At 63.1% G+C, this 20,747-nt stretch carries 23 protein-coding genes and 1 other annotated feature; of the genes, 4 read left to right on the top strand and 19 right to left on the bottom strand.

From position 1 onward, the window contains the following. Positions 1-26: 26 nt before the first annotated feature. Positions 27-1,589, bottom strand: coding sequence for a cardiolipin synthase (cls, locus tag H9X91_RS03710; RefSeq protein WP_204802652.1), 1,563 nt, complete (start codon positions 1,587-1,589; stop codon positions 27-29). A gap of 124 nt (positions 1,590-1,713) precedes the next feature. Then, the gene (locus H9X91_RS03705) at positions 1,714-3,162 is read right to left on the bottom strand and encodes a nicotinate phosphoribosyltransferase (RefSeq protein ID WP_204802650.1); all 1,449 of its coding nucleotides are present in this window, start codon (positions 3,160-3,162) and stop codon (positions 1,714-1,716) included. A gap of 255 nt (positions 3,163-3,417) precedes the next feature. Here H9X91_RS03705 and H9X91_RS03700 point away from each other — a divergent pair, with 255 nt between their 5' ends. From H9X91_RS03700 to H9X91_RS03690, 3 genes are read left to right on the top strand one after another with little or no spacing between them, the layout of a single operon-like run. Then, positions 3,418-4,254 carry an acetate and sugar kinases/Hsc70/actin family protein gene (locus H9X91_RS03700; protein WP_204802648.1) on the top strand — a complete coding sequence of 279 codons (837 nt, stop codon included), beginning with the start codon at positions 3,418-3,420 and terminating at the stop codon, positions 4,252-4,254. 7 nt (positions 4,255-4,261) lie between these two features. Next, entirely contained in the window at positions 4,262-5,254 is a 993-nt protein-coding gene (locus H9X91_RS03695; protein WP_204802646.1) for an HD domain-containing protein, read from the top strand. Positions 5,255-5,297: 43 nt separating this feature from the next. After that, positions 5,298-5,657 (top strand): hypothetical protein, encoded by a 360-nt coding sequence (locus H9X91_RS03690; RefSeq protein WP_204802644.1) that lies wholly within the window; start codon positions 5,298-5,300, stop codon positions 5,655-5,657. Between the two features lie 63 nt (positions 5,658-5,720). Here the strand turns inward: H9X91_RS03690 and H9X91_RS03685 are convergent, their stop codons facing one another. The 3 genes from H9X91_RS03685 to H9X91_RS03675 form a co-directional block, all read right to left on the bottom strand. Then, entirely contained in the window at positions 5,721-6,155 is a 435-nt protein-coding gene (locus H9X91_RS03685) for a CD1247 N-terminal domain-containing protein (RefSeq protein ID WP_204802642.1), read from the bottom strand. A gap of 84 nt (positions 6,156-6,239) precedes the next feature. Beyond that, a complete protein-coding gene (gene efp, locus H9X91_RS03680) occupies positions 6,240-6,809 on the bottom strand; it encodes an elongation factor P (RefSeq protein WP_204802640.1) in 570 nt (189 codons plus the stop codon). A 112-nt stretch (positions 6,810-6,921) separates the two neighbouring features. Continuing rightward, positions 6,922-7,434, bottom strand: coding sequence for a YqeG family HAD IIIA-type phosphatase (locus tag H9X91_RS03675; protein WP_204802638.1), 513 nt, complete (start codon positions 7,432-7,434; stop codon positions 6,922-6,924). A 73-nt stretch (positions 7,435-7,507) separates the two neighbouring features. Between H9X91_RS03675 and H9X91_RS03670 the strand changes: the two genes are divergently transcribed. Beyond that, entirely contained in the window at positions 7,508-8,275 is a 768-nt protein-coding gene (locus H9X91_RS03670; RefSeq protein ID WP_204802636.1) for a glycoside hydrolase family 18 protein, read from the top strand. Positions 8,276-8,501: 226 nt separating this feature from the next. Here H9X91_RS03670 and rpsU read toward each other — a convergent pair whose 3' ends face one another. The 14 genes from rpsU to rph all read right to left on the bottom strand — a co-directional run bounded on the left by rpsU (position 8,502) and on the right by rph (position 20,714). Beyond that, the gene (gene rpsU, locus H9X91_RS03665; protein ID WP_021750944.1) at positions 8,502-8,684 is read right to left on the bottom strand and encodes a 30S ribosomal protein S21; all 183 of its coding nucleotides are present in this window, start codon (positions 8,682-8,684) and stop codon (positions 8,502-8,504) included. Between the two features lie 123 nt (positions 8,685-8,807). Then, positions 8,808-9,395, bottom strand: coding sequence for a hypothetical protein (locus tag H9X91_RS03660; protein ID WP_204802633.1), 588 nt, complete (start codon positions 9,393-9,395; stop codon positions 8,808-8,810). 70 nt (positions 9,396-9,465) lie between these two features. Then, positions 9,466-11,892: a leucine--tRNA ligase gene (gene leuS, locus H9X91_RS03655; protein ID WP_204802632.1), complete on the bottom strand. Its 2,427-nt coding sequence runs from the start codon at positions 11,890-11,892 to the stop codon at positions 9,466-9,468. A 79-nt stretch (positions 11,893-11,971) separates the two neighbouring features. Then, positions 11,972-12,206: a binding site (T-box leader), on the bottom strand. Between the two features lie 93 nt (positions 12,207-12,299). Further along, positions 12,300-13,076, bottom strand: a complete 777-nt coding sequence (locus tag H9X91_RS03650) for a hypothetical protein (RefSeq protein ID WP_204802629.1) — start codon at positions 13,074-13,076, stop codon at positions 12,300-12,302. A 115-nt stretch (positions 13,077-13,191) separates the two neighbouring features. Beyond that, a complete protein-coding gene (locus H9X91_RS03645) occupies positions 13,192-13,557 on the bottom strand; it encodes a helix-turn-helix transcriptional regulator (RefSeq protein ID WP_204802627.1) in 366 nt (121 codons plus the stop codon). A gap of 152 nt (positions 13,558-13,709) precedes the next feature. Beyond that, complete coding sequence (gene rsfS / locus H9X91_RS03640) at positions 13,710-14,072, bottom strand: ribosome silencing factor (RefSeq protein WP_204802625.1); 363 nt, start codon at positions 14,070-14,072, stop codon at positions 13,710-13,712. A gap of 46 nt (positions 14,073-14,118) precedes the next feature. Next, a complete protein-coding gene (locus H9X91_RS03635) occupies positions 14,119-15,543 on the bottom strand; it encodes an LCP family protein (RefSeq protein WP_204802623.1) in 1,425 nt (474 codons plus the stop codon). Positions 15,544-15,565: 22 nt separating this feature from the next. After that, positions 15,566-17,155 carry an LCP family glycopolymer transferase gene (locus H9X91_RS03630; protein WP_204802621.1) on the bottom strand — a complete coding sequence of 530 codons (1,590 nt, stop codon included), beginning with the start codon at positions 17,153-17,155 and terminating at the stop codon, positions 15,566-15,568. Between the two features lie 7 nt (positions 17,156-17,162). After that, positions 17,163-18,353 (bottom strand): bis(5'-nucleosyl)-tetraphosphatase (symmetrical) YqeK, encoded by a 1,191-nt coding sequence (yqeK, locus tag H9X91_RS03625; RefSeq protein WP_204802619.1) that lies wholly within the window; start codon positions 18,351-18,353, stop codon positions 17,163-17,165. Positions 18,354-18,487: 134 nt separating this feature from the next. Continuing rightward, entirely contained in the window at positions 18,488-18,817 is a 330-nt protein-coding gene (gene yhbY / locus H9X91_RS03620; RefSeq protein ID WP_204802617.1) for a ribosome assembly RNA-binding protein YhbY, read from the bottom strand. Positions 18,818-18,869: 52 nt separating this feature from the next. Further along, positions 18,870-19,061, bottom strand: coding sequence for a hypothetical protein (locus H9X91_RS03615; RefSeq protein ID WP_204802615.1), 192 nt, complete (start codon positions 19,059-19,061; stop codon positions 18,870-18,872). Positions 19,062-19,089: 28 nt separating this feature from the next. Beyond that, positions 19,090-19,680, bottom strand: a complete 591-nt coding sequence (locus H9X91_RS03610) for an XTP/dITP diphosphatase (protein ID WP_204802613.1) — start codon at positions 19,678-19,680, stop codon at positions 19,090-19,092. Continuing rightward, a complete protein-coding gene (locus H9X91_RS03605; RefSeq protein WP_204802611.1) occupies positions 19,677-19,964 on the bottom strand; it encodes a hypothetical protein in 288 nt (95 codons plus the stop codon). The genes H9X91_RS03610 and H9X91_RS03605 overlap by 4 nt, the downstream gene beginning before the upstream one ends. Positions 19,965-19,997: 33 nt before the next feature. Beyond that, on the bottom strand, positions 19,998-20,714 hold the full coding sequence (gene rph, locus H9X91_RS03600; RefSeq protein WP_204802609.1) for a ribonuclease PH: 717 nt from the start codon (positions 20,712-20,714) through the stop codon (positions 19,998-20,000). Positions 20,715-20,747 lie beyond the last annotated feature (33 nt).

Raw genomic sequence — 20,747 nt, 5'->3', positions numbered from 1 at the left:
GCGGCCGGCCCCGTAGAGCCATGCCTTTAAAACCAGATGGCCGCCAGCCGCAGCAGCGAGGCGCACAGCCTGCGCAGCCAGGAGCGCTCATGCCACTCCTTCAACGTATAGGGCTCGCTCTGTGCCACGATGTGGTCCATGTCCTCCAGCAGGTCCTCCACCGCCGGCATGTGATAGAGCAGCACGGCGCACTCGTAGTGGAGCTGGAACGTCCGGTAATCCATGTTGGTGCTGCCGATCAGAGCCACCTCCCGGTCCACCATGACGCTCTTGGCGTGGATAAAGCCGGGGGTGTAGCGGTAGATCTTGACCCCGTGCTCCAGCAGCTCGCCCCAATAGGTCTCCGCCACCATGTAGACATACCTCTTGTCCGGGATGGCGGGCACCATCAGCCGCACATCCACTCCCGCGTCCGCAGCGATGCACAGGGCCTTCTGCATGGACTCCTCCACCGCGTAATAGGGCGTGGTGATATACAGCATCTTCTGGGCGGATGCGATCAGCTGGAGATAGGTGTCCTCGATGGGGTTGTCCGGATTGTTCAGCGGCCCGTCCGTAAAGGGCTGGCACCAGCCGGTGCCCTCCACCTCCACCCGGGGACGGTAGTAATCGTCCTCGTTGGGCAGAGAGCGGCCGATCATCTTCCACATCTGGATGAACTGGGAGGCGAACCCCCAGGCGCCGGCGCCCTCGATCCGGACGCCGGTATCCTTCCAGTGGCCGAAGCGGACCAGGATGTTGGCGTACTCATCGGCGATGTTGATGCCGCCGGTGTAGGCGTACAGCCCGTCGATAACAGCGATCTTCCGGTGGTCCCGGTAATTGAAATAGATCCGATTAACATACCGGTGGACGGGGTTGAACACCTCCACCTCGATGCCGGCGTCCTGAATGGCCTGCAGCGTCGCGTCGGACAGGCGGGTCAGGTTTCCGAAGTCGTCAAAGATGATGCGCACTTCCACGCCGGCGGCGGCCCGCTCCCGCAGGACAGAGAAGATCCGGTCCCAGACCTGTCCCTCTGCCAGAATGTAGTACTCCAGAAAGATATAGATCTCCGCACGCTGCAGATGGAGCACCAGATCGTCAAAAAATTCGGCGCCCTCCGCAAAGTAGCGGGCCTGGGAGCCACTGTACAGCAGGAAATCCCGGGATTGCAGATAGGACGCCAGCCGTCCCCAGGCAGGGGACCGGCGGTTCAGCCTGGCCACATTGGCGGCGCTCTCCATCCGGGTGCTCTCCCGCTCCGCCGGCGGGGGGACCTTTCGCAGGCTCAGGCTCTTGGCCTGATGGGTCCCGCCCCACAGCAGGAAAAGGATCATGCCGGACACCGGCAGCGCCAGCAGCAGGCACATCCAAACCAGCTTATAAGAGGGGCTCCCCTGCCGCTGATAGACCCGAATGGCCACGATCGCGCCGGCCAGCTCCAAGATGAAATAGACATAGCTGACATTTTCCGCCAGCAGCTGAGTCAGTGTCAGCGTAATGACGATCTGTGCGACCACCGTCAGTGCGCAGATGGACAGGCTGGTAAAAGCGGAGATCCGCCGCTCTGTCCGCTCCTCCGGCTGGGGCAAAGTTCTCTTTCGCATGGGTCGGACCACCTCCTCTTCTCAGCTTCGACTTCTTATCCTTTTATTATACTGAAACTTTCAGATCTCCGCAACCAATATTCTGTGAACAAAACGACTCCGCCCGGCGGGCGGAGTCGCTGTGTCATCTGCTCTGGCGCAGCAGATCCTGCTTGATGTCGAACAGTCTCTGGCTCAGGTCCACATAATAGGTGTGGGGGTTTTCGAACCGCTTCACCGTGTCCCACAGGGTATCTACCTGGGCGCGGCAGTAGGCCTGGATCTCCGACAGGGCGGGCAGCCGGTAGACCAGCTTTCCCCCCTGGAAAACAGGGACCTGCAGGGGCTTGGCCGTGAAGTTCGTATAGGTCTTGCGCTTCCAGGTGGCCCGGGGGTCGAACAGCTCCAGCGGAGCGCTCTCGTCCACAGTTTCATCCCAGACCGTGAGATAGTCCGCCTCCGCCTTGCCGGTGGCGCTGTCAAAGATGCGGTAGGTCTTCTTGAAGTGGGGGATGGTGATCTTGTCCAGATTCTCGCTGACCTTGATCTTGGGGATGATGTTCCCCGCCGCATCCTCCACAGCGGCCAGCTTGTACACGCCGCCGAACACCGGCTCGCTGCGGGCGGTGATCATCCGCTCACCCACGCCGAACACATCGATCTTGGCCCCCTGCAGCAGCAGGTCCTGGATGATATACTCATCCAGGGAGTTGGACGCGGAGATCTGGCACTCCGTCCAGCCGGCGGCGTCCAGCATCTTCCGGGCCTCCTGGGTGAGATATGCCATGTCGCCGGAGTCCAGCCGGATACCGCACTTGGTGATGCCCCGGGGCTTCAGCACCTCGTTGAAGGCCCGGATGGCGTCCGGCACGCCGGACTTGAGCACATTATAGGTGTCCACCAGCAGCGTGGCGTTGTGGGGGTAGATCTCGCAGTAGGTCTTGAAGGCCTCATACTGACTGTCGAACATCTGGACCCAGGAGTGGGCCATGGTGCCGCCGGCGGGCACGCCGTACAGCTGGTCGGAGATGGTGCAGGCCGTGCCGGCACAGCCGCCGATGTAGGCCGCCCGGGCGCCGGAGATGGCGCCGTCCGTGCCCTGGGCCCGGCGGGAGCCGAACTCCAGCACCGTCCGCCCCTGGGCCGCCCGGACGATCCGGTTGGCCTTGGTGGCGATCAGGCTCTGGTGGTTGATGGTCAGCAGGGTGAACGTCTCGATCAGCTGGGCCTGGATGGCCGGAGCCCGGACCGTCACCACCGGCTCCCGGGGGAAGATGGGCGTCCCCTCCGGCACGGCCCAGATGTCCCCGGTAAAGCGGAAATTCCGCAGGTAGTCCAGGAACTCCTCAGAGAACAGGTGCTTGTCCCGCAGGAAGGCGATGTCCTCCTCGTCGAAATGCAAGTCCTGGATGTAGCGCACCAGCTGCTCCAGGCCCGCGCAGACCGCAAAGCCGCCGTTGTCCGGCACGTTGCGGAAGAATACGTCAAAATAGGTGATCCGGTCCTGAAGGCCGGCCTGGAAATAGCCGTTGCCCATGGTCAGCTCATAGAAATCACAGAGCATGGTCAGGTTGAGTTTTTCTTCTGTCCTCATAACAGTTCCCCATGTGCCCGCAGGCACATTTGTCCTTCCGTGAAAATCAGGCCCGGCAGCGGCGGATCGCCTGCGCTGCCTGCCTGTCCGGTATGTCGTTCTTTATGATTATAAGCGGTTCCCCCGGGAAAAGCAACGCTTTTTCGCAAATTGTTGTCAATTATTTATCAATCTATCTTGACAACCGTCCCGCCCTCCCCTATGATGAGGGAAAGACGCGGCGGCAGCTGGCCGCCGGAAAATGAGGTTCAGAGCATGAATGTGGTTTTAGGCATCGACATCGGCGGCTCCAGCACCAAGATCGTGGGCCTGCGGACGGACGGCAGCGTGATTTCCATGCTGCGGGTCCGGGCGGAGGACCAGGTGACCAGCCTGTATGGAGCCCTTGGCAATTATCTCACCAGCAATCGCCTTTCTTTGAACGAGGTACGGCGGGTGGTGCTCACCGGCGTGGGCGCCTCCTATGTAGAGGGCGATATCTACGGCCTGCCCACCTGCAAGGTGGACGAGTTCTCCGCCACCGGCACCGGGGCCCTGGCTCTGTCGGGGCAGTCCTCTGCCGTGGTGGTCAGCATGGGCACCGGCACCGCTTTTCTCTGGGCGTCGCCCGACGGTATCCGCCACCTGTGCGGCAGCGGCATCGGCGGTGGCACCCTGGGCGGACTGTGCCGCAAGCTGGTGGGCATGGAGCGGTTCGGCCAGATCAAGAAGCTGGCGGAGAGCGGCGATCTGGACCAGGTGGATCTGACCATGAAGGACATCACCGTCCACGCCGCACCCACGCTGGACCCGGACATGACCGCCGCCAACTTCGGCAACCTGGCGGAGGACGCCACCCCCGCCGATCTGGCGGCCGGCGTGATAAATCTGGTGCTGCAGGCCATCGGCACCATGACGGTGCTGGCCTGCCAGTGCTGTGACTCCCGGACTGTGGTGCTCACCGGCTCCATGACCACCCTGCCCCAGGCGGCCGCCAACTTCCAGCTGTTTGAAAAGCTGTACGGCATCCGCTATATCATCCCCGAAAACGCCACGTTTGCCACCGCCATCGGCGCCGGGCTGTACAGCCTGAAAAAGAGGCCGGAGGCCTGATGCCGCCATGACGGAGAACTGGTCCCTGTACCATCCGGAGATCCCGGAATTTCTCCGCCGCCTGGCGGAGACGCCGCCCATGACCCGGCTGCGGCAGGTCGGCATGAACTGCGGGTGTGAGTACACCGCCTTTCCGCAATTCTCCGGGTGGGCGCCCTACTCCCGCTTCGACCACAGCCTGGGGGTGGCGCTGATCGTCTGGCACTTCACCGGCGATGTCCGGCAGAGCGCGGCGGGACTGCTCCACGACGCGGCCACCCCGGCCTTTGCCCATGTGGTGGACTTTCTCCACGGCGACCATCTGCGGCAGGAGTCCACCGAGGGGCGAACAGCGGAGCTGATCGGCCGGTCTCCGGAGCTTCAGGCCCTGCTGGGGGAGTACGGTCTCACTACGGCGGACGTGGCGGACTACCACCGCTATCCCATCGCCGACAACGACTCCCCCCAGCTGTCGGCGGACCGGCTGGAGTACACCCTGGGAGATCTGCGGTGCTATGGTTTTGCCGGAGAGGCGGCCATCCGGGCGTTCTACGAGGACCTGACCGTCTGGCGGGACGAGGCAGGGCGGCCGGAGCTGGCCTTCCGCACGCCGGAGACCGCCTGTGCCTTCACCGAGGCGGCCCTCCGGACCGCCCGGGTCTATGTGGCGGACGAGGACCGCTTCGCCATGCAGGCCCTGGCGGACCTGCTGCGGGGCGCCGTGGGCCGCAAAGTCCTGACGGAGGACGACCTGTATCAGACGGAGCCGCTGGTCATCCAAAGGCTGGAGGCGGACCCGGTCAGCGCCGCCCAGTGGCGCCGATTCCGGCGCTTCTGCCGGGTGGAGCGGAGAATGGACCGTCCGGAGGGCGGCATCTGGTACCGGATCCCCGCCAAGCTGCGGTACATCGACCCCCTGGTGGCGGGCCGGGGCCGGGTCTCCCGGCTGGACGAAGGGATCCGGCAGGCCCAGGAAACGTTCCTGGCCACGGACTTTGCCTGCTGGATCGGTGTCCCGTAGGACACCGTTGAAGGGCGTGGCGACATCTTTTAGGAGGAACCACATGGACTACCGAGAGAAGGCCGTCCGGTGCGTGCGGGAGACCGTCCTGCCGGTCCAGATGGCGCAGTTTGAGGAATGCGGCCGCAGTCTGGACGCCCAGTACCGGAAGTACGGAGACACAGAGGGCTTTTTTGCCAAGGTCCTCCAGCCCGGCCACCGCTATGAGGTGGGCTATCCCAAGTGCGTCTGCCCCGAGGTCCAGCGAGGCGATGTGACGGACGCGGCCCACTGTGAGTGCTCCCGGCAGAGCGTGCTGTACATTCTGGAACAGCTGCTGCCGGAAAAGCGCATTACGGTCGAGACGGTGGAGACGGTCCTCAGCGGCGGGACCTGCTGCCGGTTCCTCGTCACCGTGGAGTGATCCCATCCAAAACGTCAACAGGAGCCCGGTGCCGTGCACCGGGCTCCTGTGTTTCTATGGATCTTATTCCTCGTCCTGAGGCGCTTCCTCGTCCTCCAGGCCGTTCAGATCGAACTCCAGCTTCTCGCCGCAGTTGGGGCAGATGACCTCGCCATCCTCCAGGACGGACTCATCGAAGTAGATGGTCTCCTCACAGGTGGGGCAGGTGGTGGCGTAGCAGTCCTCGTCCTCCTCCGGCTCCTCATATTCGTACTCGTCCTCTTCGTCCTCGTCATCCTCGCCGAAGACGGCGTCCTCCACGTCCTCCAGATCGTCGCTGACAGCGTCCAGGCCGTCGTACAGCTCCGCCTGATCCGCCTTCATGTCCGCGATCTCCAGGGCGATGTCGTCCAGCACGTCGATGATGGCGGCAAGCAGCTTGCCCTCCTTCTTCTCCGTGTCCAGCTCCATGCCCTCGGCCAGGCCCTTCAGATATGCGACCTTTTCCGTGATCTCCATAACAGCAGCTCCTTTCCTTACAAACAGCGTTGCGGTCATTCTCTCAGGAACAAAAGGGGGGAAATGCTCCCCCCTTTGTCGCTCTTACTCCTTGCTGCGGCCGATATACTCGCCGGTGCGGGTATCGATCTGAATCTTGTCGCCGGTGTTGATGAACAGAGGCACCTTCACCTCGGCGCCGGTCTCCAGGGTGGCGGGCTTTGTCACGTTGGTGGCGGTGTCGCCCCGCAGGCCGGGCTCGGTCTCCGTGACCTCCAGGTCCATGAAGTTGGGCACTTCCACGGTGAACACGTTGCCCTTGTAGCTCACCAGCTTGCAGACGGTATTCTCCTTCACGAAGCGGAAGGCGTCGCCCAGCACGTCCCGGTTCAGCGGGACCATGTCATAGGTCTCGGGGTCCATGAAGTAATACAGGTCGCCGTCGTTGTAGCTGTACTCGGCGTCCTTGCGCTCCACAGTGGCCTGCTCGAACTTGGCGGTGGGGTTGAAAGACTCCTCGCGGATGGCGCCGGTCATCACGTTCTTGTACTTGGTCCGCACGAAAGCAGCGCCCTTGCCGGGCTTCACGTGCTGGAACTCCACCACGGTGCAAACGCTCCCGTCCTTCTCAAAAGTGACACCATTGCGGAAATCGCCGGCAGTAATCGTTGGCATAAATGATCCTCCTCTGTAAACTCAAGAGAAGCTGACCGGCCGGCCGCCCCTCTATCTCCATAAAAATTCCTTTGCTATTTTATCGTATGTTGTCCGCTATTGCAAGTATTTTTCAGGACTTTTTTTCCATTTTGCGGCGACAGGCGGCCTTGAAGGGGGCCTGCAGGGCGTGGAGCACCTTCTGCCACGCCGTCACGGCGCCGCCCACCGGCTCCACCATCAGGGGCAGGACCCCGGCCCGGTTGGCGGCCAGCACGTCCGTCAGCAGCTTGTCCCCCAGCATGGCGGTGTGGGCCCGGTCCGTCCCGGCCCTGCGCATGGCGGCCTCCAGCCCCCGGGGGCTGGGCTTGCCGGCGTGGCCTTGATAGGGCACGCCCAGGTCCGCGCAGAACTCCGTCACCCGGCTTCCGGAGCGGTTGTTGGAGACGATCATGAAGTCGATCCCCGCCGTCCGCAGGGCGGCGATCCAGTCCCGCAGGGGCTGGTCCGGGCGGCGGGTCCTCTTGGCGGCCAGGGTGAAGTCCAAATCGCTGAGCAGCAGGGTGATCCCCCGCTCCCGCAGCCAGTCGGGGGTGATCTCGCTGTAATGCTGGAACACCCAGCGGGGCGTCAGGGAAAACGGCATAAGCGGCTCCTTCTTCGCATAGTCTCTTTTCAGTATACCAGCTTTCGGAAGATTCCACAAGGGGGAGTTCGCTTTGCAGATCTATCTGGCTGTGACACCGGCCGAGGCCCAGGAGGCCGCCCGCTTCCGCTGTTCCCTGGCCCATGTGGCCTACTGCATCGGGTCGGACTCCGCGCTGCTCCGGCAGAATCTGCTGCTGCAGACCCGGGGCGGGCTCCTGTCCGTCACGGACCGGGATGCGCCCTTCATCGCCAGTCCGGAGCGGCTGTCCGCCGCCGCCATTCGGGAGTGCGGGCGGCGGGGCTACAGCGGCGTGCTGCTGGACTTTGAACAATCTCCGACGCCGGACCGGCTGGCCTTTGCGGAGACGCTGGCAAGGCGCCTGGCGCCCCGCCCCGTCTATGTGCCGGAGTCCTACGCCGCGGCGTCCGGCACCGTCTCCCTGGTCTGCACCGCCGTTTCCGGCGGCAGCTTCCTCCAGTATCTTCAGGGTGCCGCAGCAGAGCGGGCCGGGGCGGGGAAGCTGGCTCTGGACGTCCAGCGGCTGCGGATGGACTTCACCCTGCCCGCCAGGAGCGGTGAGGGCCGTCCCCTCAGCCCTTCGGAATTCCAGGCCCTGCTGGACCAGGAGTCCCCGTCCGTGTTCTTCTCCCAGGATCTGTGCGCCCGCTATTTCACCTACACCCGGGAGGGTGAAACCCACTTCGTCCTCTTCGACGACGCGGATACCCTCCAGCAGAAGCTGCAGACCGGGACCCGCATGGGCTTCTCCGCCGCCTTTCTCATGTATCCGGAGGTGCGGGATCTGCTGCCCCGGCTGTTTCCGGCCCGACGGACGTAAAAAGTGCTGTACCGGATCGGTACAGCACTTCCGGCTTGCCGAACTTTCGGCAAGCCGGCTCCGTTTCCGGAACTTCTAAAAGTTCCGGAAATAAATGGATCTCAATGGTGCAGGAAACCCCTCCTGGGTTTCCCGCACACACCCTTCCTTCCCGTCGACGGTCATTCCCGCTTTTGCCCGGAGGCAAAAAGTGCTGTACCGGATCGGTACAGCACTTTTCAGCTCATCAATAATAACGCTTCTTGTTCTTGCGAGCGGCCTCGGACTTCTTGCGGCGCTTGACACTGGGGCTTTCATAGTGCTCTCTCTTCCGCACTTCCGCAATGACGCCGGCCTTGGCGCAGCTGCGCTTAAAACGCTTCAGTGCGCTGTCGATGGACTCGCCGTCCTTCACATGGATCTCAGACATCTATATTTCCCTCCCTCCGAGGTATCCGGCTGAATCCAGGATACTTTAAGGGCCATAATCTATGGCTTTAACAAAAGCATTATACAAACCTTACAGGCCATTGTCAAGACATTTTCCAGAAAATCAGCATTTCCCTTCAGGATCTTCCCGATCCGGCGTCTCTTTTCTCCGGTAGACGATGGGCACATCGAAGCCAAATGTCCGCTTCCCGTTCATCTCCATGGTCTCTGTCACCTCCAGCGCTTCTTCGGAAAAGCGTTCGTACAGGGTGAACTTCAGCACCGGGGAGAACATGCTGACACTGCCTCCCTCCCATACGCCGCCGTGCAGCGTATAGAGGGCGGGGGTAAACTTGCCGGAGACCTCCAGGTCCTGCCACTGCATGGGCGGCAGGGTCTCCCAGGAGACCGGGCTGCCGTCCTGACCTTTCGGCAGCTGATAGGAGGTCAGCTTCACCGCCTCTCCCTCCTCGGTGAAGAGGAACAGGTGGGGCGAGGCGTGGGTCCTGCCGTCCGTGGTGTAGTAGCTCTCCTCCAGCACGAATTTGCCCGGGAAATCCGCCGGCAGGCCGGCGATCTTTTCGTTGCAGATGGTGTTGACATGCTCTGCATAGGGCAGCGCGGGTCCCCCGGTCTGCTTCAGCTCCTCCAGCTGCCGGGCGTTGTCAAAGCGGCCGCACAGCAGAGCCAGAAATGCATCGAGATGTCTCATGGTATCTCCTTTCTGAATGCGTACAGGGCCGGGCGGAAACTCCGCCCGGCCTTTCCGTGTCTTATAGGGATTACCGGGGCTTCACGATCAGGTTCACCAGCCGGTTCTTTACCAGGATGGTCTTGACGATCTGCATGCCCTCGGTGGCCTTGGCCACTTTCTCCACCGCCAGGGCGGCGTCCACCACGGCCTGCTCCCCGCTGTCGGTGGGCATGGAGATGGTGCCCTTCAGCTTGCCGTTCACCTGGACGGCCATCTCCACCGTGGCGGCCACGGTCTTGCTCTCGTCCGCCACGGGCCACTCCGCCTGGCAGCACATCTTACCAGTCTGGGCGGCGAAGCCCAGGTTCTCCCACAGCTCCTCAGTGATGTGGGGGGCGAAGGGGTTGAGCAGCAGGATCAGGTACTTCAGGTCGCCCCGGGTGCAGCCGTTGGCGCTCAGCTCGTTCACCATGGTCATCATGGCGGCGATGGCGGTGTTCATCTTCAGGCTGTCGATGTCCTCGGTGACCTTCTTGATGGTCTTGTGGATGATAGCCTCGTTGGCGGGGGTCACGTCGTAGCTGTCGGAGGCGCTCTCCGCCAGGTTCCACACCCGGTCCAGGAACCTCTTGGAGCCCTTCACCGCGTCATTGGACCAGGTGGCGGCCTTCTCGAAGTCGCCGATGAACATGATATAGAGGCGCATGGTGTCGGCGCCGTACTGGTCCACGATGTCGTTGGGGTTGACCACGTTGCCCCGGGACTTGGACATCTTCTCGCCGCCCTCGCCCAGGATCATGCCGTGGCTGGTGCGCTTGGCATAGGGCTCCTTGGTGGGCACGGCGCCGATGTCATAGAGGAACTTGTGCCAGAACCGGGAGTACAGCAGGTGCAGGGTGGTGTGCTCCATACCGCCGTTGTACCAGTCCACGGGAGACCAGTACTCCAGCGCCTCCTTGGAGGCAAACTCCTTGTCGTTGTGGGGGTCCATATACCGCAGGAAGTACCAGCTGGAGCCGGCCCACTGGGGCATGGTGTCGGTCTCCCGCTGGGCGGGGCCGCCGCACTTGGGGCAGGTGGTGTTCACCCAGTCGGTCATCTTGGACAGGGGGCTCTCGCCGGTGTCGGTGACCTCGTAGGAGTCCACCTCCGGCAGCAGTAAGGGCAGCTGGTCCTCCGGCAGGGGCACCCAGCCGCACTTAGGGCAGTTCACCAGGGGGATGGGCTCGCCCCAGTACCGCTGGCGGGAGAACACCCAGTCCCGGAGCTTGAAGTTGGTCTTGGGCCGGCCGATGCCCTGCTCCGTCACCCACTTCTTCATGGCGGGGATGGCCTCTTTGACCGTCATGCCGTTCAGGAAGCCGGAGTTCACCATGATGCCGGTGTCGTCCTTCAGGGTGAAGGCCTCACGGGTCACGTCGCCGCCCTTGACCACCTCTACGATAGGCAGGCCGAACTTGGTGGCGAACTCCCAGTCGCGCTGGTCGTGGCCCGGCACGCCCATGACGATGCCGGTGCCGTAGCCCATCAGCACGTAGTCGGAGACGAACAGGGGCACCTGCTTGCCGCTGGCGGGATTGACGGCCTCGATGCCCTCCAGCCGCACGCCGGTCTTCTCCTTGTTCAGCTCGCCCCGCTCAAAGTCGGACTTGTGGGCGGCCTCCTCGATATAGGCGGCCACCTCATCCCAGTTCCGGATCTGGTCCTTCCACTGCTGGAGGTAGGGATGCTCCGGGGAGATGACCATATAGGTCACGCCGAACAGCGTGTCGCACCGGGTGGTGTACACCGTCAGCTTGTCGCCGTTGGTGGCGGTGAAGTCCACCTCCGTACCCTCGGACCGGCCGATCCAGTTCTTCTGCTGGATCTTCACCCGCTCGATGAAGTCCAGGTCGTCCAGGTCGTCGATGAGCCGGTCAGCGTACTTGGTGATGGCCAGCATCCACTGGCTCTTCTCCTTGCGGATGACCTCGCCGCCGCAGCGCTCGCAGACGCCGTCCACCACTTCCTCGTTGGCCAGGACGATCTTGCAGCTGGTGCACCAGTTGACGGGCATGGAGGCCTTGTAGGCAAGGCCGTGCTTGAACATCTGCAGGAAGATCCACTGGGTCCACTTGTAGTAGCTGGGGTCGGTGGTGTTCACCTCCCGGTCCCAGTCGAAGGAGTAGCCCAGCATGTGCAGCTGCTTGCGGAAGTTTTCGATGTTGTCGTGGGTCACCTTGGCGGGGTGGATGTGGTGCTGGACGGCATAGTTCTCCGTGGGCAGGCCGAAGGCGTCATACCCGATGGGGAACAGCACGTTGTAGCCCTGCATCCGCTTTTTCCGGCAGATGATGTCCATGGCGGTGAAGGGCCGGGCGTGGCCCACATGGAGCCCCTGGCCGGAGGGATAGGGGAACTCGATGAGGCCGAAGAACTTCTCCCGCGTCTTGTCCCCGGTGACGGCGGTGAAGGGCTTCTCCTCCAGCCACTTGCGCTGCCACTTTTTCTCAATACTGGCAAAATCGTACTTCATATGCTTCTCCTCATTCCTGTGAATGGATTTCTCTGTTTCAATATGCGGCGGGATAAAAACGACCCCTGGCCGGAATACGGCCAGGGGCGTAAGAAAACTACGCGGTACCACCCTGTTTTCGCCGCCCGTTGCCGGATGGCGCTCTGCGGCCAGAAGGGCCTCGGCCGGTAACGGGGCCTGCCGTCCCGCCCTACTCACAGTTCAGGCGGGAGACTCCGGGAGCAGTCATCCGCGAAGGTCCCCCGCCGGCTCGCAGCAGCCGCCGGCTCTCTGAAGGCGGGACGTTTCGCCTTTCTTCCCATCAAAGTCGTTAACGGGTTTATTTTATGTGGCTTTGCCCGTTTTGTCAAGGAAAAAAGCGCACAAACTTCCCAATGATCCAGAAATCTCACAAATATTCGCTCAGCCTACATATTTTCCGGGATCACCGCACCATCCGGGCTGTACCAGGTGACGTCGCTGGTCATGTTGGCCGCGTACCAGGCGTCGAATTCCGCCTCGCTGACCTCCCGGCCGTTCAATTCGCAGTTGTCCCCGATTTTTTCCCCCAGCTGTTCGTCCCAAAAGCGGCCGTCGTGAAAGAACAGCTGATGGTAGTAGCTGACGTCCGCTCCGCCGGAGCCCATGTAAATGCCGGTTTCCTGCAGGCTCTCAAACCAGCGGATGTAAAAGGACGTGCCGTAGATCACGCCGTCCTCCCGGTGGAACACCAGGTAATTGTAGGCCCTATCCTGGAACAGCAGCACCAGCTCCGGTTCCGCATCGCCCACGATGTCCGCCACCGCCAGCCGGTCCAGGGTCAGCGTCCCCGGCGGGTCTTCCACGTCATCATGTCCCCAGAACCGGTCATAGACCGCCGCCATGTCGGCGTCAAAGGGCTCCCAGTCCCCATCCGGATGGCCGTCGTAGGGCCCCGCCACCCAGCGGAAGGCCTCCTCCCCGGTCAGCACCGGCAGATACGCCTGGAAGGCGGCGAAGTCCGCCTCCGGCATGGATGTCTCCAGCCCGGAGACGTCCAGGCCCGGCAGCATGTTCCGGGGCTCCGGCAGGGTGTCCGCTTCTTCCTGGGAGACAGGCGCCTCCCCATCGGCGGCGGGCGCCGCTTCCTCCGCTTCCTCCGCCGGGGCGGCGCAGGCAGTCAGCAGCAGCGATGCCGCCAGAGCGATCATGGTTCGCATTTTCATGCGGGTCCCTCCCCGATCTTCATTCTTTCCAAAAACAGGATAAGCCCGGCGGGGAGGGGTTTCCGCCTCAATCCCGTGACAGTTCCGTTACAAATGGTGACAGGGCCGGGGATGCTCACGCCTTTTCCCTGCCGGCGGTCTCCCGCAGCAGCTCCTCCGCCGGCACGCCGAACAGCTTGGCCAGGGCCAGCAGGTTGGAGGTGCTGGGGTCCGCTGCGCCCCGCTCCCACTTGCTGACTGCCTGGCGGCTGACCCCCAGGGCCTCCGCCACGAACTCCTGGGTCATCTGGCAGCGCATCCGGTGAGTCTTGAGGATCTCCCCCAGCGTGCGGCAGGTCTCCGCCTTTTCCCGGCGGGCCTCCCCGCCCCGCAGGTACTTCCGCAGGGCCCGGATCAGCAGGACCAGCAGATAGAGGAGCCCCGCCCAGATGGCCAGAAACAGGAGCAACAGCGGGATCATCACGATGGATGCCATTGTCATTGCAATTCCTCCTTTGATTTTGGTGGCCTCATCATATCAGAACCAGTCAGTTGCCTCCACCAGCTATCGCGCAACCCTGGGTTGACGGCTGAAAAAACTCCGGCGGAGAGATCCGCCGGAGCCTTTTGATTCTTTTTGCCGGGCAGAACCTCTCAGTCCGCCGTCAGCACGCCGGAGAGGTCCACCGGCTTGCCGTCGTGCCAGAGGCGCTCCAGGGAGTAGAACTCCCGGGCCTCGGCGGAGAACACGTGGACCACCACGCAGCCGTAGTCCAGCAGGACCCAGGTGCCGTCCCGGTAGCCCTCCCGGCGGAGGGGATCCTCCCCGGCCTGCTCCTTCATGGCCTTCTCCACCGCGCCGCACAGGGCGTTGATCTGGGTGTTGGAGCTGCCGGTGGCGATGACGAAATAGTCCGCCAGGGTGGTCTGCTCCGTGATCTCGATGGCGGCAATGTCGCCGCCCTTTTTCTCGTCCAGGGCCTTGGCCGCGATCAGGGCCATCTCCTTCGGTGTCATGGACTCATCCTTTCTGATTCTTTGAAGTCTCTGCGGCCTGCGCCGCTCAGCTCACAATGATAAAACCGTCGTCCGGGGCCTCTGCGGCAGACTCACCGCCGTCAGGCGTCTCCCCGGCAGCAGGCGGCGGATCCGGCTCTGCAGTCCCGCCGCCGGCGGGCGGCGCGGCCTCCGGGCTGTCTCCGCCCTCCTCCGGCACCGTTGCCTCCGCGGAACCGGATGCACCGGCCTCCCCAGCCGGCTCCTGCTCCGCAGGCGGGCCGCTCTCCTCCGGCGGTGTTTTCTCTGCCGGCGCCTCTGCTGATGTGCTCGGAGGGGCGGAGGGCCTCGCCGGCGGACGGGCCGCCTTTGCGTCCTCCACATGGCCGCTGGTGGATCGGACAGACCCATCGGAGGCAACGGACATGATGTCCAGATCGCCGAGAGTGAACACCTCTGTATAGGGACTGAGCTTGGTATTCACCAGGTCCAGCAGTTCATCCGCCACCGGCACGACATACTCCAGATCCTGGCTGTAACTGCGGCTCCAGGCATCGACGTTGCGATGGGGCATGGTGACAAACTCCACATCCTCTGTGCGCAGTCCTCCCAGATATGCCGACTGGGCAAACCAGAGGATATTCTGGAAGGTCAGGTCCGTCTCCACATTGTCCTGAAACACCTGGATGAACTGCCGGATCTTGGGCACGTTCTCCACTTTCAGCAGCTGCTCCACCATGGCGGAGAGGAACGCCTGCTGCGTCTTGATCCGGCCCACATCTCCCTCCGGGTAGCCGTAGCGCTTGTCGTTGTCGCGGCGGTAGCGGAGGACCTCCATGGCATCCTCCCCAGAGAGCAGGCGGTAGCCTTTCTCCTGGTGGATGTGGAGATTTTGAAGGGGATCATCATAGTTCATATTTCGGGGCACATCGAACCAGACGCCGTCCATGGCATCCACGATCTGCCCAACAGCCTCCCATTCAACCACGACCTGGTAGTCCGGCTCAAAGCCCACCAGCTGGGAGATCTCCTTGTAGAGATACTGGATCCCTGCTTCCCCACCGCCGCCGTAGTTATAGACGCCGTTGATCTTCTTCACATCATAGGGGATGTTCACCATGGTATCCCGGGGAATGGACATCACCGTGGCTTTCTGGTTGGTCACGTCGTAGCTGGCCAGCAGCATGGTGTCCGTGTTGCCGCCGCCCCCCGTGTCCCGCCCCAGGATCAGCACGGTCCAGTAGTCCTTGCTCTTCCGCTCCCCGCCGCCGCGGGGGCGGACGCCCTCGCCCCAGTCGATCTCCTGGGCGCTGCCGTCCGGGCCCGTCCCCTTGTCCGGCAGTTCCGGCCGGACGAACAGGCTCTTCCAGGCCGCAACGCCCATCAGAGCCACCGCCAGGACAGCAGCCACGGCGATCAGCCCCTTCTGCCCGCCGGTCAGGCGGGCGCTTCTCCGTCCGGCGCGGTTTCTTTCTCTCCGGCGGCCTGCCATGCCGCCACCCCCCTTCCAGCAGTCAGCTCACGATGATGAAGCCGTCGTCCGGAGCCTCTGTGGCGGTGTCACCGCCGCCTGTATCTCCGGTCCCGGGGGTCTGGGTGCCGTCGGTGCCCGGGTCCGTAGTCTCTCCGCCGGTGCCCGGATCCGTCGTTCCGGTGCCCGGGTCCGTGGTGCCGGTCTCCGTGCCGGGATCCGTGGTCTCTCCGCCAGTGCCCGGATCCGTCGTTCCGGTACCCGGGTCCGTGGTACCGGTGCCCGGGTCGGTGGTCTCTCCGCCGGTACCCGGATCTGTCGTTCCGGTGCCGGGATCTGTGGTGCCGTCATCCGGCGTCACCGGCAGGCCGGTGTCCGGATCGACGGTGTTCCCGTTCTCATCCACCGTAGGCGTCTCCTCCTCCGGCGTCTCCGTGCTGGGGGTGGAGGGCTTCACCGGCGGACGGGCCGCCTGGCTGTCCTCCACATGACCGGTGGAGGAGCTGACGGACCCATCGGAGTTGACGGACATGATGTCCAGGTCGCTGAGGGTGAACACCTCCGTGTAGGGGCTGAGCTTGTTGTTCACCAGATCCAGCAGCTCGTCCGCGATGGGCGTCACATAGGACTGATAGTTGTGGTAGGTACGGCTCCACAGGGAGGTGTTCCGGTTGGGCATGGTGACGAACTCCACATTGTCGATGGAGAGGCCGCCGAACACCGCCTGCTGTGCGAACCACAGGATGTTCTGGAAGGAGAGGTCCGTCTCCACGTTGTTCCGGAACACCTCGATGAACTGATTGATCTTGGTGATATTTTTGATCTGCAGCAGCTGCTCCACCATGGCGGAGAGGAACGCCTGCTGGGTCTTGATGCGGCCCAGGTCTCCGTCGGGGTAGCCATAGTGCATATCGTTGTCGTGGCGGTAGCGGAGCACCTGCATGGCATCGTCGCCGGAGAGAAGGCGATAGCCCTTCTCCTGATGGATCGACAGGTCCTGATAGGGGTCATCGTAGTTCATATCCCGGGGCACGTCGAACCAGACGCCGCCCATGGCGTCCACGATCTGGCCAACGGCCTCCCACTCCACGATCACCTGGTAGTCCGGCTCAAAGCCCACCAGCTGGGAGATCTCCTTATAGAGATTCTGGATCCCCTTCTCCCCGCCGCCGTACCAGTTATAGACGGAGTTGATGCGCTTGATGTCCCAGGAGACGTTCACCATGGTGTCCCGGGGGATGGACATCACCGTGGCCTTCTGGTTGGTCACGTCATAGCTGGCCAGCAGCATGGTGTCCGTGTTGCCGCCGCCTCCCGTGTCCCGCCCCAGGATCAGGACCGTGTAGTAGTCGTCGCTCTTCCGCTCCCCGCCGCTGTGGGGGCGGATGCCCTCACCCCAGTCGATCTCCTCTTCCTGGGTGTCCTGCTCCTGATCCGGGTCCTTGTCCGGCAGCTCCGGCCGGACAAACAGGCTCTGGCAGGCCACCACCGCGATCAGAATGACGGCCAGTACGGCCGCCACCGCGATCAGCAGCTTCTGCTGCCGGGTCAGCCGGCTGGGCTTTTTCGGCTTCTGGGGCTTGTTGTTCTTCGGCGTTCCACCCGCCAAATGCTTTCCGCTTTCTCTGTCCACTGTCTCTCTATCCTTTCAACGCGTCCCGCGCCTCGATGGTGGCGTGGTGCACAGGGTTTCCCATACTGGTCATCTCTTCGATGGTCATCTCCAGGCCCATCAGCAGGCCTTCATCCAGGTCTTTATAACACACAGCGCGCAGTTTGTCTACCCCCGGAAAATCCCGGGAGGGCTCGATATAGTCCGCCAGGTACATGATCTTCTCCAGCAGGGTCATGCCGGCGTGCCCGGTGGTGTGCCACCAGATGGCCCGGTAGATCTCGTCGTCCACCCCGAACACGTCCCGGGCGATGGCGGCGCCGGTCTTGGCGTGGAGGAGCTTCAGGGCCTGCTGCTCCAGCGCGTCCAGCTGGATGCCGTACTGCCGGCACAGGGCCAGCTGTTCCTCCATGTCCAGCCGCTTCGTGCAGTCGTGGAGCAGTGCCGCCACCCGGGCCTTTTCCACGTCGGCTCCGTACCGCTCCGCCAGGCGGATGGCCTCCTGCTCCGTGCCCAGCACGTGGGGGATGCGTTTGTGCTTCAGATAGCTGAGAGCCACCGGCCGCAGCGTTCTGAGGGGCAGGTGCTTCAGATCCGCCCGGGTGTCATACAGCCCCTCCCGCAGGATGTAGCCGTACACCGCCGGGGGCAGCAGGTTCCCGCCCTCGCCCCGGGCCAGCATGGTCCGCAGCTCCGTGGAGGACACGTCCACCACACCGGGGATGGTGAGCGTGAAGATCCTGGCCTGGGGATACGTCCGGTACAGGTAGTCCCGCTGGACGGAGAACAGCTCCTCCGTGTCCTCCTCCGTCCGGCCGAAGGCGGCGATCCCCGCCAGAGACAGGATCTCCCCCGGCTCCCGCCAGGCCTGGAGGGTGAGGAACATATCCGTCCCCATCAGCAGCCACAGCTCATCCTCCGGATACTGCTGATGCAGCTGACGCAGGGTCTCGGCGGTGTAGCTCCGCCCCTCCCGCTTCAGCTCCAGGTCCAGGGTCCGGACCCTCTCCCCCAGTCCCAGCTGCTCACCCGCCAGGCGGGTCATCTCCAGCCGCTGCTCCGGCGAGGGGCTGCCCGGCGGCAGCATCTTATGGGGCGGCTGCCCGTCCGGCACCAGCAGCAGCAGGTCCAGCTTCAGCAGCTCAAAAACCGCCCGGGCCGCAGTCACATGGCCCAGGTGGGGCGGGTTGAAGGTCCCGCCGTAAACACCGATCTTCATGATTGCCCTTCCTTGTTCCTAGCGTAAAGCATACAGAGTGAAGAGTGGAGAGTAAAAAGATGTCGCGTCCGGCATTGCCGGATAATTCAAATTCATTCGCCTCTGGCGAATTCCAGCACTCCACTCTCAACTCTTCACTTTTCACTCTTCTTTTTCGTTTTCACCAGCTGGATGCGCTTCTCCCGGGGCTTGGAGTGGCTCTCCCGGTACAGCACGAACTTCGTGCCGATGACCTGCACCACCTCACTGCGGGTGGCCTTGGCCAGCTCCTCGGCCGCGGTCTTTGCGTCGTAGTCGATGTTGTTGTCCAGGACCTTCCCCTTCACCAGCTCCCGCGCCTCCAGGGCGTCGTCCGCCTGCTTGATGAGATTGTCCCCGATACCGTCCTTTCCGATGTGGAGGATGGTGTCGATGCTGTTGGCCAGGCCCCGCAGCTGGGCTCTCTGTTTGCTTGTCAGTTCCATGTAGACTCCTTTGTTCCGGAAATGCTCCGGTCGTTTTTTAATGTTCGTCATGTCAGGTGGACTGCCGCATCTTCTCCATGGATTCCTCGGCAATCCACTCCTCCGTATAGCCGCAGCTGCGGCAGACGTACCGCTGGATTTTGGCGTTGGTGAAAAAGCTGACGGGGAAGGAATTGTACAGCCCCGGCTTCACCGCCAGCAGGTCCGTGCCGCCGCATTTGGGGCAGCGTCCGGTGGTCTTCATGCTCTCCCCTCCTTATAGCATGAGACGTTTATTTCTTCAAATAAGTTGCCAGCTTCTCGGAAAATGCCCGCAGGGCTTTCCCCCGGTGGGAGATGGCGCTCTTCTCCTCCGCCGGCAGCTGGCCGAAGGTCTTGCCCTTCTCCGGCACCAGGAACACCGGGTCGTAGCCGAAGCCCTCCGTCCCCATGGGGGCGAAGGCGATGGCGCCGTCGCACCGGCCCTCCGCCGTCAGCTCGTCCCCGTTGGGAAAGGCGCAGGCGATGGCGCAGGCGAAGTGGGCCGCCCGGGTGGTCTGGCCCCGCATGTTCTGCAGCAGCAGGGTGTACCGTCCCCGGTCGTCCAGTCCCTCTCCGCCGTAACGGGCGGAGTAGACGCCTGGACCGCCGTTCAGGGCGTCCACGCACAGGCCGGAGTCGTCCGCGATGGCGGGCAGCCCGCTGGCCGCACAGATGGCCTTGGCCTTCAGCATGGCGTTTTCCGCAAAGGTGGTGCCAGTCTCCTCCACATCCACGGTGATGCCCACATCCGCGGGGCTCACCACCTCGACGCCGAGGCTGGAGAGGATCTCTCCCATCTCCCGCAGCTTGCCGGGGTTATGGGTCGCCAATACGAACTTCATACAGTTTCCTCCTGTTCTGCCGCCCGGTCCAGGCGCTTGTTCCGCATGGTCAGCACCAGGTCGGTGGTGACCATGGCAATGTCCAGAATGTAAAATGCCGCCACGTATGTCACGTTCCCGCTGATGAACTTTCCCGCCAGGCCGCAGAGGTAGCCCACGATGATGCACACCTCGAACCAGATGCTCTTGCCCTTGGCGGTGCGGGATCGGATGGACTTTGCGATGTTGAAGGGCCAGGACAGGCCGAAGCAGATCAGCATGATCATCTCAAATACCTGTGCCATGAGACCATCTCCTTCTCTTTTTTTGACGCGGCGTTACCGCTTCAGGATCTCCCGCTGGATGTTCAGCAGCTCCCGGTTGCCCTTGGCGCACAGGCGCACCAGCTCCTGCTGCTCTTCTGCCGTGAAGGCCCGGCCCTCGCCGGTGCCCTGGAGCTCGATGATCTCTCCCAGCTCGTTCATCACGCAGTTCAGGTCCACCTGGGCCCGGCTGTCCTCGCTGTACTGCAGGTCCAGCATGGGCTGCTCGTCCACGATGCCGGCGGACACGCCGGTGACGAAGTGCCGGATGGGATCCTCCGCCAAGATGCCCGCCTCCACCAGCTTCCGGCAGGCCAGGCTGAGTGCCACGAAGCCGCCGGTGACGGAGGCGGTGCGGGTGCCGCCGTCTCCCTGGAGCACATCGCAGTCGATGGTAATGGTATGCTCTCCCAGCTTGTTCATATCCACGGCGGCCCGGAGGGACCGGCCCACCAGCCGCTGGATCTCCGCGCTGCGGGGAGAGAGCTTCAGCTTGGAGATGTCCCGGCGGCTCCGCTCCCGGTTGGCCCGGGGCAGCATGGAGTACTCCGCCGTCACCCAGCCGGCGCCCTCCGGCACATGGGGCGGCACCTTGTCCTCCACGCTGGCGCAGCAGAGGACCATGGTGTCGCCGCACTGGATGAGGCAGCTGCCCTCCGCAAATTTTACAAAGTTGGGTGTAATGGTGACGGGGCGCAGCTCGTCAAAGGCCCGTCCGTCCTGTCTGGTCATGATCTACATCTTCTTTCCTGAAAAGTTCCACAG

The sequence above is a fragment of the Oscillibacter valericigenes genome, assembly GCF_016902445.1.
Taxonomy (GTDB): Bacteria; Bacillota; Clostridia; order Oscillospirales; family Oscillospiraceae; genus Oscillibacter; species Oscillibacter avistercoris.
The sequence above is the reverse complement of the archived record's forward strand: the minus strand, read 5'-3'. Positions and strand labels throughout refer to the sequence as shown.